The sequence below is a fragment of the Mesorhizobium sp. M0500 genome, assembly GCF_040321165.1.
Taxonomy (GTDB): Bacteria; Pseudomonadota; Alphaproteobacteria; order Rhizobiales; family Rhizobiaceae; genus Mesorhizobium.
On the sequence record NZ_JAMYRB010000003.1, the window covers coordinates 458,202 to 472,540 of the forward strand.

Annotated in this window: 5 protein-coding genes; all 5 read left to right on the plus strand. The window is 64.3% G+C overall.

Going from position 1 to position 14,339, the window contains the following annotated elements; genetic code table 11:
- Nucleotides 1–3 precede the first annotated feature (3 nt).
- Nucleotides 4–1,674: a urocanate hydratase gene (gene hutU / locus NKI70_RS09400; protein ID WP_352457143.1), complete on the plus strand. Its 1,671-nt coding sequence runs from the start codon at nt 4–6 to the stop codon at nt 1,672–1,674.
- Nucleotides 1,675–1,682: 8 nt separating this feature from the next.
- Nucleotides 1,683–2,270: a HutD/Ves family protein gene (locus NKI70_RS09405; RefSeq protein ID WP_352699048.1), complete on the plus strand. Its 588-nt coding sequence runs from the start codon at nt 1,683–1,685 to the stop codon at nt 2,268–2,270.
- A gap of 268 nt (nt 2,271–2,538) precedes the next feature.
- A complete protein-coding gene (locus NKI70_RS09410; protein ID WP_352571514.1) occupies nt 2,539–11,109 on the plus strand; it encodes a glycoside hydrolase family 94 protein in 8,571 nt (2,856 codons plus the stop codon).
- Between the two features lie 364 nt (nt 11,110–11,473).
- Entirely contained in the window at nt 11,474–13,243 is a 1,770-nt protein-coding gene (locus NKI70_RS09415) for a glucan ABC transporter ATP-binding protein/ permease (RefSeq protein WP_352571513.1), read from the plus strand.
- 90 nt (nt 13,244–13,333) lie between these two features.
- A complete protein-coding gene (locus tag NKI70_RS09420) occupies nt 13,334–14,320 on the plus strand; it encodes an IS5 family transposase (RefSeq protein ID WP_352724514.1) in 987 nt (328 codons plus the stop codon).
- Nucleotides 14,321–14,339 lie beyond the last annotated feature (19 nt).

Here is a 14,339-nt window from a genome sequence, read left to right on the forward strand (position 1 = left end):
ATCATGACCGATCCTCGCCACAACATCCGTGAAGTGCGCAGCCCGCGCGGCAGCGAGCTCAACGCCCGCACCTGGCTGACGGAAGCGCCGTTGCGCATGCTGATGAACAATCTCGACCCAGACGTCGCCGAAAACCCCAACGAGTTGGTCGTCTATGGCGGCATCGGCCGGGCGGCGCGCACCTGGAACGATTTCGACCGCATCGTTGCCTCGCTGAAGACGCTTGGCGACGACGAGACGCTGTTGGTGCAATCGGGCAAGCCGGTCGGCGTGTTCCGCACTCATCCTGACGCCCCGCGCGTGCTGATCGCCAATTCCAACCTGGTGCCGCACTGGGCGACATGGGAGAAATTCAACGAGCTCGATAGAAAGGGCCTGATGATGTACGGCCAGATGACGGCCGGCTCGTGGATCTACATCGGCACGCAAGGCATCGTGCAGGGCACCTACGAGACCTTCGTCGAGGCCGGCCGCCAGCACTATGGCGGCAATCTCAGGGGGAAGTGGATCCTGACCGGCGGTCTCGGCGGCATGGGCGGTGCCCAGCCGCTCGCCGCGGTCATGGCCGGCGCCTGCTGCCTGGCCGTCGAATGCGATCCCGACCGCATCGATTTCCGGCTGCGCACCCGCTATGTCGATGAGCGCGCCGACACGCTCGACGAGGCTCTGGAAAAGATCGAGCGCTGGACCAAAGCCGGTGAGGCGAAATCGGTTGGCCTGGTCGGCAACGCCGCCGACATCTTGCCGGAACTGGTGCGGCGCGGCGTGCGCCCTGACATCGTCACCGACCAGACCTCGGCGCATGACCCGCTCAATGGCTATCTGCCCAAGGGCTGGTCGCTGGCCGAGTGGCGCGAGAAGCGCACCAGCGACCCGAAGGCCGTTGAAAGAGCTGCCCGCGCGTCGATGCGCGAGCATGTCGAGGCGATGGTGGCGTTCTGGAATGCCGGCGTGCCGACGCTCGACTACGGCAACAACATCCGCCAGGTGGCGAAGGAGGAGGGGTTCGAGAATGCTTTTGCCTTCCCGGGTTTCGTGCCGGCTTATATCCGTCCGCTGTTTTGCCGCGGCATCGGGCCGTTCCGCTGGGCAGCGCTTTCCGGCGATCCCGAGGATATCTACAAGACCGACGCCAAGGTGCGCGAGCTGACCCCCGGCAACACCCATCTGCACAACTGGCTCGACATGGCGCGTGAGCGCATCGCCTTCCAGGGCCTGCCGGCGCGCATCTGCTGGGTTGGGCTTGGCGATCGCCACCGGCTCGGCCTCGCCTTCAACGAGATGGTCGCCAGGGGCGAACTGAAGGCGCCGGTGGTCATCGGCCGCGATCACCTCGATTCCGGCTCGGTCGCCTCGCCGAACCGCGAGACGGAGGCGATGAAGGACGGCTCCGATGCCGTCTCCGACTGGCCGTTGCTCAATGCCTTGCTCAACACGGCGTCCGGCGCCACCTGGGTGTCGCTGCACCATGGCGGCGGCGTCGGCATGGGCTTTTCGCAGCATGCCGGCATGGTCATCGTCGCCGACGGCACGCCCGAGGCGGCCAAGCGCCTGGAGCGGGTTCTGTGGAACGATCCGGCGACCGGCGTCATGCGCCACGCCGATGCCGGCTATGACATCGCGATCGAGTGCGCCCGGGAGAACCAGCTCAACCTGCCCGGCATTTTGGGCTGAGCCGCGCCTTGCGCATCCTTCGGGCAGCCGAATACCGGTCGATGCCGTGGAAGAACGGCGGCGGGGTGACGACGGAGATTGCCGTCTCGCCGCCAGGTGCCGGGCTCGACGATTTCGACTGGCGCGTCTCGATGGCGCTGGTCGAGAGCGGCGGCCCATTTTCCGGATTTGCCGGCGTCGACCGGACCTTGGCGTTGCTGGAAGGCGAGGGCATGATCCTCGACATCGCCGGCCGGCTACCGGTCGAAATCATCAAGACTTCCGCACCGCTTGCCTTTCCGGCCGACGTGCCGACGCAAGCCACGCTGATCGCCGGTCCGATCACCGACCTCAACGTCATGACCCGCCGCGACCGGGCGATCCACACGGTCGAGCGCCTGCTGATTTCGGCTCCGACGGAGATCCAGGCCGAAGCCGATGAAACACTCATCCTGTGCGTCGACGCCGAACTCAGCGTGGCCGGCGCGGCGCCCATGCAACTTGGGCCGCTCGACGCGCTGTTGCTTGGGGCGCAAGCGCCGGAACTGCGCCTGGATCCGGTCCGGCCGGCCATGCTGTTCGTGATCCGCATCGACCGCATTGCCGGCAACGATTAACGTCTGTTTCCAAACATGATCGTGACGCCGGCCAAATATCGCGTAAGCTGGTCGCTGCATCACGAAAAAGCCTGAATCTTCCGCCGATCAGAAGCCGAAACGATGCTCATAGTGCCCGCCTGGAAGTTGTCGAAAGACGGCATCTTGTCGTGGTGCGGAAACAAAACTTTCGGCCAAGTGTTGCGATGCAACCAATTGCATTTGGACCGGTTTTAGGGACATTGCCGTGGCGGTGACGCCGCACTGCGTCCCCAACACGGAACCTTAGATGAATATCCAGACCAATCTCGCACAGATCGAAAAGACGAGCGCCAGCTTCCCGGCTGTCACCGACGTGCCGATACGCTCCAATTTCCTGCCGGAAGATCGGCTGCGCGCTTTGGGCGCAGCCCTTGCCAATGGCGACGCCAAGGACTTGTTCGGTCTGACGCCTTTCGATTTTCAGGCGCGCATCCGCGACAGCGCCAGGAAAATTCTCGATGTCTACCGTTCCACCAACGCTGCCCAGGCGAGGGGCGAAACGATCACGCCCGCGGCGCAGTGGCTGCTCGACAACAACTACCTGGTCGAGGAGACCATTTTTCAGGTCAAGCGCGACCTGCCGCGCCGCTTCTACCGCCAGTTGCCGACGCTGAAACTGTCGGATGGATCCAGCGTGCCGCGCGCACTGGCGGTCGCGTGGACCTATGTCGCGCATTCCGACAGTTCCGTCTCGTCGGCCATGTTCAAGGCGATCGTCGAAGGCTTCCAGTCCATCGAGCCGCTGAAGATTGGCGAATTATGGGCGCTGCCGTCGCTGCTGCGCTTCGTCCTAATCGAGAACCTTCGCCGGATCGCGGTCCGCGTCAATCGCACGCGGGAACTGCGCCAGATCGCCAACGAGGTCGCCGACCGTGTGCTGGCGACGGACGACAGCGCCGACCGGCAGGCGATACTTTCCCACTACAGCGCCCATGCGCAGGACACCACCTTCGCCACCCAGTTGCTCTACCGGCTGCGTGACGGCTCGCAAAATGCCGGCAGGGCGCTGGAATGGCTGGAGGGCGAGCTGGAAAGGACCGGCTCCGACGCCGAGGAGATCATCCTCAGCGAGCACCACACGCTGTCCAGCGGCAACGTGACCACCGGCAACATCATCCGCGGCCTGCGCCTGATCAACGACATCGACTGGACGGTGTGGTTCGAGGGCGTCAGCCGCATCGACACCTTGCTGCGCGAACGCACCGATTTCGCCGCGCTCGATTTCTTTTCGCGCGACCAATACCGGACTGCGATCGAGGAGCTGGCGCGCCGTTCCGATCTCTCCGAATTTCGCGTTGCCGAAAGGGCGATCGAGCTCGCCGGCCATGCTGCCGATGCACCGGGCTCCGAAAGCGGTCCGATCGCTCACACCGACGTCGGCTTCTTTCTGGTCGGCCCGCGCCGGCAGGAGCTCGAGCGGTCGATCGGCTACCGGCCGACCATCGGCAAGACGCTCAACCGGACCTTCCGCAAGACCGGATGGCTGGGCATCGTCGTGCCGGTGTTTGCGCTGACGGTCCTGCTTCTGGTCGTTTCCGGCAATGCGCTTGCCAATCTCGGCCTGTCGGTGCCGTCGATCGTCCTGATGCTGGCCCTGTTCGCGGTGCCGGCCAGCGAAGGCGCGCTTGCATTCTTCAACACCGTCGTCTCGCTGTTTTTGAAGCCGACGCGTCTCATCGGCTATGATTTCAGGCACGGTGTGCCGCCCGAGGCGCGCACGCTGGTGGTGGTGCCGTCGCTGATCGGCTCGCGCGACGATGTCGAGGAGAACATCCGCAACATCGAGGTGCATCACCTCGCCAACACGGCGGGCGAAGTCTATTTCGCGCTGCTTTCCGACTGGCCGGACTCGAAGACCGAGATCGATACGGCGGATGTCGAAATCCTCGAATTCGCCCGCGCCGAAATCGCCAGGCTGAACGCCCGCTATCCCTCGGAAGGGGCGCCGCGCTTTTATCTGCTGCATCGGCGCCGGCTCTACAACGCATCGCAAGGCGTCTGGATGGGCTGGGAGCGCAAGCGCGGCAAGCTGCACGAATTGAACCTTCTGCTGCGCGGGGACAGCGACACCACCTTCCTGCCGTTGGAAGTGCCATTGCCGGAGAGCGTCGTCCACGTGATGACGCTGGACGCCGACACCCGCACCACCCGCGACGCCGTCGCTGCGCTGGCCGGCAAGCTTTGCCACCCGCTCAACCGTCCGCATTTCGATGTCGCACGGCGCGAGGTTACGGCAGGTTATTCCATCCTGCAGCCGCGTATCACCGCGTCGCTGACCAGTGGCGACGAGGCATCGTTCTTTCAGCGTGTCTTTTCCGCCAATCGCGGGCTCGATCCGTACGTCTTTGCCGTGTCGGATCTCTACCAGGACATCTTCGGCGACGGTTCCTTCACCGGCAAGGGTCTCTACCATGTCGACGCCTTCGAGGCGGCGCTGAAGGGCCGCATCGAGGAAAACACCATCCTCAGCCATGATCTGCTCGAAGGCGCCCTGGCGCGCTCGGCCTTGGTCACCGACGTCGAACTGGTCGAGGACTATCCGACCCGCTATTCGGTCGACGCGTCGCGCCACCATCGCTGGGCACGCGGCGACTGGCAGCTTCTGGGCTTCATTCTTGGCCCGCGCTCAAACGTGCCGGCGCTGTCGCGCTGGAAGATGGTGGACAATCTGCGCCGCTCGGTGACGCCGATCTTCTGGGTGATGGCCGCGATCGCCGGCTGGACGCTGCTGCCCTTCACGCAGGCCGCCCAATGGCAGGCGCTGCTGATCCTCACGCTGTTCATGGCGCCCACTTTCGACATCGTCGACGCCATCCTGCCGAAGAGCGGCGACCAGACGCCGCGCGGCCATTTCTCGGCACTGGCGCGCGACGTTGCCTTCGGCACCGCCCTGGTGGCGCTGAAGATCGTGCTGATGGCGCATCTTGCCTGGATGATGGGCGACGCGATCATCCGCACGCTCTACCGCCTGTTCGTCAGCCGCCAGAACCTGCTCGAATGGCGCACCGCCTCGCAGGCACACAAGGGCGGCGACAACGATCTCGGCTCCTACTACAGCATCATGTACGGCGCCGTGATCATCGGCGTTGTCGGCCTCGCCGTCCCGGTGCTGGCCGATTCCACCGGCGCCTTCGTCGCCTTCTTCTTTGCCTTGTTCTGGATCGGCTCGCCCGCCATCGCCTGCTGGATCAGCCGTTCGGCCGAAACCGAGGACCGCCTGCGCATATCGGCCGCCGACATCCACGCGCTGCGCACCGTGGCGCGGCGTACATGGCACTATTTCGAGACCTTCGTGACGGCCGAGCATCACCATCTGCCGCCGGATAATTTCCAGGAAAGCCCGGCCCCCGTGGTGGCGCCCCGCACCTCGCCGACCAATATCGGCGTCTACCTGCTGTCGGTGATTTCGGCACGCGATTTCGGCTGGATCAGCCTCTCCGACGCCGTCAACCGCATCGACGCGACCATGTCGACCATCGAGAGCATGCCGCGCGATCGCGGCCATCTCTTCAACTGGTATGACACGACGACCCTGAAGCCGCTCTACCCGCTGTACATTTCGGCGGTCGACAGCGGCAATCTCGCCGGCCATCTGGTGGCCGTGGCCGCTGCCTGCGCCGAATGGGCCGAAGCGCCGTCGGTGCATGTGCAGGGCGACTTCGAAGGCATCCTCGACACCGTCACCATCCTCGACGAAAGCCTTGAGGAACTGCCCGACGACCGGCGTCAATTGCGGCCATTGCGCCAGCGGCTCGCCGACCGTCTCGACGGCATGCGGCGGGCGGTCGAATTGATCAAGGCGCAGCCGGAGATGGCGTCGATCCGTACCATCAACCTGGCCGTCCTGGCCGGCGAGATACGCAAGCTCGCGACAGCCATCCACACCGAGGCCGCGTCGACCCAGAGCGACACCATCGCCGATTGGGCGGCCAGGCTCGAAGCCACCTGCGAGGCGCATGTGCACGACGCGCACAGCGACGAAAACGCCGTCGCGGCATTGCGGGCCAAGCTTCTGACGTTGCGCGAGCGCACGCGCCGTTTCGCCTTCGAGATGGATTTCTCGTTCCTGATGCGGCCCGAACGCAAGCTCTTGTCGATCGGTTACCGGGTCGAGGAGCATCAGCTCGACGAAAGCTGCTACGATCTTTTGGCCTCCGAGGCGCGGCTGACCAGCCTGTTCGCCATCGCCAAGGGCGATTTGCCGACCGAGCACTGGTTTCGGCTCGGCCGGCCGATCGTCGAGATCGGCTTCCAGGGCGCACTGATGTCCTGGTCCGGCTCGATGTTCGAATATCTGATGCCGCCGTTAGTGATGAAGGAGCCGCAAGGCAGCATTCTCAACCAGACCAGCAAGCTCATCATCAAGCGCCAGATCCAGTATGGCCGTTCGAAGAACGTTCCCTGGGGGATTTCGGAAGCGGCCTACAACGCCCGCGACCGCGAGCTAACCTATCAGTACACCAATTTCGGCGTGCCCGGGCTCGGCCTGAAGCGCGGCCTTGGCCAAAACACGGTGATCGCGCCTTACGCGACCGTGCTGGCAGCGCAGTTCACGCCGCATGAATCCGTCCAGAACCTGGCCAAGCTCAGGCGGCTGGGCGCACTGGGCCGGCACGGTTTTTACGACGCGGTGGATTTCACGCCGCAACGCGTTCCCGAGGGCACCGACCACGCCGTCGTGCTCAACTACATGGCCCACCACTCCGGCATGTCGATTGCCGCAGTTGCCGATGCGATCTTCGAAGGGCGCCTGCGCGACCGCTTCCACAGCGATCCGGTGATCGAGTCGGCCGAATTGCTGCTGCAGGAAAGGGCGCCGCGCGACATCCCGACTGCGACCGTCAGGACCGAGGCCGACGAGCGCTCGAAGGACGAGACCGAGCTGGAAAGCCCGGATACCCGCATCGTGCTCGATCCGCTCAGGGCGCTCCGCTCGACCAGTGTCATGTCCAATGGCCGCTATTCGGTCATGGTGACCGCCACCGGCTCCGGGTACAGCCGCTGGGGCGAACTTGCCGTCACGCGCTGGCAGCCGGATCCGACCGAGGATCGCCTTGGTTCCTATATTTTCCTGCGCGACGCCAGCAACGGAGACTGGTGGTCGACCACCGCCGAGCCGAAGCGCGCCGTCGGCGAGCGTGCGCAAACGCTGTTCTCCGACGACAAGGCGAGCTTCGTCAAATCGATTGGATCGCTGCGTTCGGAAGTCGAGTGCATCGTCATCTCGGAAGGCAATGGTGAGGGCCGACGGGTGACGCTCCACAATGATGGCCCCGCCGACCGGCATATCGAAGTAACCTCGTTTGCCGAACTGGTGCTGGGCTCCGAGCCCTCGGATAATGCCCATCCGGCTTTTTCGAAGATGTTCGTGGAAACCGAGATCGCGCCGAACAACGGCGCGATCTTCGCCACCAGGGGCAAGCGCGAAAAGGACGAACCCGACGTCACCATGGTGCATTTCGTCACCGACCCGTCTGGATCGGCGCGAGACGCCGAGGCGGAAACCGACAGGCGCGCCTTCATCGGCCGCGGCCGCACCATCACCGAAGCGGCTGCCTTTGATCCCGGCGCCACGCTTGGGGGCCATTCCGGCTTCACCCTGGATCCGATCGCATCGCTTCGCCGGCAGGTGCGCGTGCCGGCCAACAAGAAGATTTCGCTGACGTTCTGGACCGTCGTCGGTACCCATCGCGCCGAATTGGATGCCGCCATCGCACGGCTCGACCATCCCGAAAGCTTCGCCCGCCAGGCGATGCTCGCCTGGACGCGCTCGCAGGTGCAGACCCGGCACCTTGGCCTCAGCCTGTCCGACGCCGCCAATGTGCAGAAGCTGGCGCGCTATCTGATCTATCCCGATCCGTTCCTGCGCCTTCCGGGCGAATCCATCGTCTCCGGGCTCGGCAGGCAGTCCAGCCTGTGGCCGACCAGCATATCCGGCGATTTTCCGATTTTCCTGGTCAGGATCGCCGATGTCGCCGATCTGGAGATCGTCGCCCAGGCGCTTCGCTTCCAGGAATACATGCGCGCCCGCGGCATGATGATCGATTTTGTCGTCGTCAACGAGCAGGCGTCATCCTACGTGCAGGACCTGCAGCGCGCGGTGGAGACGCTGTGCGAAAACAGCCGGTTGCGCGGCAAGGAACTCGGACCCCGCCAGCACATCTTCGCAGTGCGCCGCGATCTGATGGAGGAAACGACCTACAGGACCTTGCTCGCCGTCGCTCGGGTGGTGCTGCATACGCGCAACGGCACCATCTTCGACCAGATCGAGCGCGCCGAGGCCGCGGCACTGCAGGCGCGGGACGCCGCCCTCCAGCCGGCAGACCTTGCAGCGCTTCGCGAGCCGTCCTTGCCGGTGCCGACGTCGCAAGCATCTGCGGCCCAGGCACTGATCGAGGGCCGCGTCGACGGCAGCGGGCTCGACCAATGGAACGGTTTCGGCGGCTTCGACGGCGACGGACGCCACTACGTCGTGCGTCTTGCCGGCCGGCGCACGACGCCGCAGCCGTGGATCAACGTCATCTCCAACCCATCGTTCGGGTTCCACATATCGGCTGAAGGCGCTGCCTTCACCTGGAGCCGCAACAGCCGCGACTATCAGTTGACGCCATGGTCGAACGATCCGGTCACCAACCGGCCGGGCGAGGGCATCTATATCTACGATCATGCCAGTGGCAGGGCGTTCTCGCCAATGGCTGCCGTGGTGCGTGATCCGACAATGACCTACGAAACCTGGCACGGGCAGGGTTTTTCGACGTTCCGCTCAAAACGCGGGCCGCTGTCGATGGACCTGACCCATGTTGTCGATCCCGTCGATCCGGTGAAGATATCGCGGCTGCGCATCCAGAATTCGGGTTCGGTGCCGATGCGGCTGCGCGTCTACGCCTATGCGGAATGGGTTCTTGGCGGCCATCGCTCGCGCACCGCTGCAAGCATCGTTCCGTCGAGGGATGCCGCAACCGGCGCATTGCTGGCGCAAAATCCCTATGGGCTCGATTTCGGCGAGCGGATCGCCTTTCTGGCCGCCGACGGTGCTGTGCATTCGGTCACCGCCGATCGCGGCGAGTTCATCGGCAGGCAAGGCACGAGCGAGTTTCCGCATGCCGTGCTGAGCGGCGCCGGCCTGTCCGGCCGTGTCGAGGCCGGCGACGATCCCTGCGCGGCCATCGCACGCGACATCGACATCGCTGCCGGCGGCGACGTCACGCTGCTCTGGCTGCTCGGCGACGCGGCCTCGCCCGAGGCGGCCAGGGCGCTGGTGCAGACCCATCGCTCAAGGGATTTCGATCAGCGGCTGGCCGACAACGAGCGCACATGGCGCGGCTTTCTCGACACAATCCAGGTCGAGACGCCGGACAAGGCACTCGACGCTATGGTCAATCACTGGCTGCCCTATCAGAGCCTGGCCTGCCGCATCCGTGCCCGCTCTGCGTTCTATCAGGCGAGCGGTGCCTTCGGCTTCCGCGATCAGTTGCAGGATACCTTGGCTTTGCTGGCGCATGACCCCAAGCTGGCGCGTGATCAGATACTCAATGCGGCGCGGCGGCAATTCCCCGAAGGCGACGTGCAGCATTGGTGGCTGCCGCGCACCGAGGCCGGCGTCCGCACCATGATCTCGGACGACGTCGTCTGGCTGGCCCACGCCACGGCCCGCTACCTGCTGGTGACCGGCGACACCGCGATCCTGAAGGAGCAACTGCCCTTCATCGAAGGGCAGGCGCTAGGCGAAGGCGAGCACGATGCTTTCTTCATCCCAGAAATCTCGAAGAAGACAGCCTCGCTCTACGACCATTGCGCGCGGGCGCTCGATCTTGCCGTCAAGCGCAGCAGCCCAGCCGGGCTGCCGCTGATCCTCGGCGGCGACTGGAACGACGGCATGAACCGCGTCGGCGAGCACGGCAAGGGCGAGAGCGTGTGGCTGGGCTGGTTCCTGCTGAAGACGCTGGGCGACTTTGCCGCTGTCGCCAAGGCGGAGCGCGATGCCAAGCGCGTGCAGGCCTGGACGAAGCACGCCGAGGTGCTGAAGCGGGCGCTGGAAAGCACCGCCTGGGATGGCGAGTGGTATCGGCGCGGCAGCTTCGACGACGGCACGCCGCTCGGCTCGCGCAAGTCGGACGAGTGCAAGATCGACTCGATCGCCCAGTCCTGGAGCGTGCTTTCGGGCGAGGGCGACCCGGCGCGGTCGACCACGGCAATGGCGCAGGCGATGAAAGCGCTCGTCGACGACGACCTCAAGATCGCCAAACTGTTCACCCCGCCCTTCTCGAAGACGGAAAAGGACCCGGGCTACATCAAGAGCTATCCGCCGGGGGTCCGTGAAAACGGCGGCCAATACACGCACGCGGCAACATGGTTCGTCATTGCGCTAGCCGAGATGGGTCGCACCGACGATTCCTACCGTTGCCTTTCAATGCTCAATCCGGTCAACCATGCGCTCGACGAAGCCGCGGCAGAGCGCTACCGGGTGGAACCTTATGTCGTCGCGGCCGACGTTTATTCCGGGCAAGACAAGGGCGGCCGAGGCGGCTGGACCTGGTATACCGGGTCGGCGGGCTGGCTTTATCGAGCTGCGGTCGAGAGCATTCTCGGCATAGAGCGCCGCGGACAGCGCCTCCAGTTCACGCCGAGACTTCCTAGCCATTGGGACGGCTATTCGGCAACCCTGAAGATGCTGGGCGCCGAGATCAAAGTACGCGTCGTCCGCGACAAAAAGGCCCGGGCCATCTCACTTGAAGTGAATGGCACGAAGACCAAATCTTCGTCCTTCGAGCCAAAAGCCGGAGATAGTGCCGAGGTGGTCGTCAGAATACCGGCCTAGATTCAAGGGCTTGGAGCGTCGCTTAGCGTTCCCAGGGGCACGCACGGGCGCTCCAAGTGCATCTACCGGTTATATTTGCGTTTGACCTTGCTGAATGCCTGCACACGACTTTAGACGTCGTGCCCAGGGTCTTGCTGATTAAAATTGTGGCAGTGCTTTCCATCTGCCATGATTTTGCCGCAACGCTGACATTTCACCTTTTATCTCAAACTGTTAGACGATCACGGCAAATTTCGAAGCGTCGTCATCTTTTGTTCGCGGAATGGGAACGGAAGAGCTAGACGAGCATTGTTTTGCGACGCGTCAACCGATACGAGTCAAAAAATGACGCACTGCACCATAAATAATTGGCGGAGTAGCTGAAGTGTCACTTCTGCAAATCTACTGGCGAGCCCTTGGTTATCTCGCTGCCGACAGGAAACGCGTTGCGTTTATCTGCGGGGCGAATGTCGCGCTTGCCATTATCGCCATTCTCGAGCCGATCATGTTCGGCCGGGTGATCGATGCCATTTCGGACCGCGGCTCGGTATTCGCGACACTCGCAATGTGGGCCGGCCTCGGCGCGTTCAACATCATCGCCTTCGTGCTGGTGGCGCGCGGCGCCGACCGCTTTGCCCACCAGCGGCGCAGCGAGGTTCTTTGCCAGTCGTTCGAGCGCGTGATCACCATGCCGCTTGCCTGGCATCATCAGCGCGGCACCTCCAATTCCCTGCACACGCTCCTGCGCGCGGTCGAGACCTTGTTCAGCCTCTGGCTGGAATTCATGCGGCAGCATCTGTCGACCGCGGTTGCGTTGGTCCTGTTGGTGCCCACCGCGCTCAGCATGGATATCCGCATGTCGATGGTGCTGCTGGCGCTTGGCGCGCTCTATGTCGGCATCGGACGGCTGGTGATGCGGCGCACCAAGGAAGGCCAGGCGGCCGTGGAGCGGCACTACCACAAGGTATTTGCGCATGTGACCGACTCGGTCAGCAACGTCGCCGTCCTGCAAAGCTACAACCGCATCGGCCATGAGACCGAGGCGCTGAAGCGCTACGTCAAGAACCTGCTCGACGCACAGAATCCGGTGCTCGACTGGTGGGCGATGGCCAACGCGCTGCACCGCCTGTCGTCGACGATTTCGATGATGGTGGTGCTCTTGATTGGCGCCTATCTGGTGACGCACGGCCAGTTGCGCATCGGCGACGTCATCGCCTTTACCGGCTTTGCCACGCTGCTGATTGCCCGGCTCGACCAGATGTCGGCCTTCGCCAACCAGATTTCCGAGGCGCGCGCCAAGCTCGAGGAATTCTATCATCTCGAGGACTCTGCATCCGACGCCGCCGAGCCCGATGGGCTGCGCGAGCTCGTCAACGTCACCGGTCATGTGCGTTTCGAGAATGTCTGCTTCGAGTTCGGCAATTCCGGGCAGGGCGTCGACGACGCGTCGTTCGAGGTCCAGGCCGGCCAGACCGTCGCCATCGTCGGCCCGACGGGCGCCGGCAAGACGACGCTCATCAACCTTCTGCAGCGCGTCTTCACGCCGTCCGGCGGACGCATCCTGATCGACGGCATCGATACCCGCACGGTGACCCGCAAGTCGCTGCGCCATTCGATCGCCACCGTCTTCCAGGATGCCGGCCTGCTCAACCGCTCGATCGAGGACAACATCCGCGTCGGCCGCGCGGAGGCGAGCTATGACGAGGTCCATGCCGCGGCCAATGCCGCCGCCGCGCAGGATTTCATCCTGTCAAAGTGCGAGGGCTACGACACGGTCGTCGGCGAACGCGGCGGACAGCTGTCCGGTGGCGAGCGCCAGCGCATCGCGATCGCCCGCGCCGTGCTGAAGGACGCGCCCATCCTGGTTCTCGACGAGGCGACCAGCGCGCTCGACGTCGAGACGGAAGACCGCGTCAAGGACGCCATCGACGAATTGCGGCGCGGCCGCACCACCTTCATCATCGCCCACCGCCTGACCACCGTTCGCGACGCCGATCTGGTCGTGTTCATGGACAAGGGCCGGGTGGTCGAGATGGGCGGGTTCACCGAACTGTCGCTGCGCAACGGTCGCTTCGCCAGCCTGCTGCGCGCCGGCGGCCTGCTCAACGACGAGGAGGTCCGCCGCCTCAGCCGTCCGGTGAACGAAGCCGCCTGAGCAGCGCGGCTTGCCTTCTCCCCTTGCGAGACCTTTGCACAGAAGCCGATCGGTGATTCTGTGATGATGGTCGAAGCAGGGAGATTCGGGATGGCGGATCGTGTTCTGGGTCAGTTGAGTCTGGCGGACGGGCTGGCGGCGTCGGACGAGACGATTTTCGACCTGGTATCGAAGGAACTGGACTGGGCACCGATCCGAACATTGCTGGGTCAGCGCAGCGGTCCCGGCTCGGGCAACACCAGCTACCCGGCGGAGGCGCTGGTGCGCTGTCTTTTGCTGGGCGTGTGGCACGGGCTGAGCGATCCGGCATTGGAGGCTCAGATCCGTGACCGGCTGTCGTTTCGCCGCTTTGCCGGCTTCAGCCTTTCGGACCGTACGCCCGATCATTCGACACTGTGGCGCTTCCGCGAGGAACTGACGCGCGAGCGGCTGATCGACAAGGTGTTTGAGGAGATCAACCGCCAGCTGGAGACGAAGGGGCTGATCATCAAGCGCGGCACCTTAGTCGATGCGACGTTCCTGCAGGCCCGTGGGCGGCCGCCCAAGCAGCCGAAGAAGGGCCACCAGGGCCCGGCCAAGCCGTCGGCCGACAAGGACGCGCGCTGGGGCAAGAAGGGCAACAAGAGCACCTTCGGCTACAAGATGCACATCGGCGCCGACCAGGAGCACACCATGATCCGGCGTGTCGAGGTAAGCGACGCCTCGATCACCGACACCGAGGCGGCCGACAATCTGGTTTGCGGCGATGAGAAGGCGGCCTATGGCGATCAGGCCTACTACACCCATGCCAGGCATGATCGGCTGGCCAAGGCCGGGATCAAGGACCGGCTGATGCGGCGGCCCAACAAGCATCATCCCGAGTTGCCGGCGCGCCAGAAGCTGCGTAACCGGTTGATCGCCAAGGTGCGGGCGGCTGTGGAGCGGCCTTTTGCTGTGTTCAAGGAGCGCTACGGCATGCGGCGCCTGCGCTTCTTCAACCTCGCCGCCAACCGCACGCAATGCATACTAGCCGCCTGCGCCTACAATCTGCGGACCATGGTCGGCGCCCTCTATCCACCTGGCGGAAAGCCGGCATGAGGAGGAGTCTGTCTAAAAT

Coding starts and splice junctions, on each gene's coding strand:
- NKI70_RS09410 (WP_352571514.1), top strand. CDS start 2,539: ATGAATATCCAGACCAATCTCGCACAGATCGAAAAGACGAGCGCCAGC.
- hutU (WP_352457143.1), top strand. CDS start 4: ATGACCGATCCTCGCCACAACATCCGTGAAGTGCGCAGCCCGCGCGGC.
- NKI70_RS09420 (WP_352724514.1), top strand. CDS start 13,334: ATGGCGGATCGTGTTCTGGGTCAGTTGAGTCTGGCGGACGGGCTGGCG.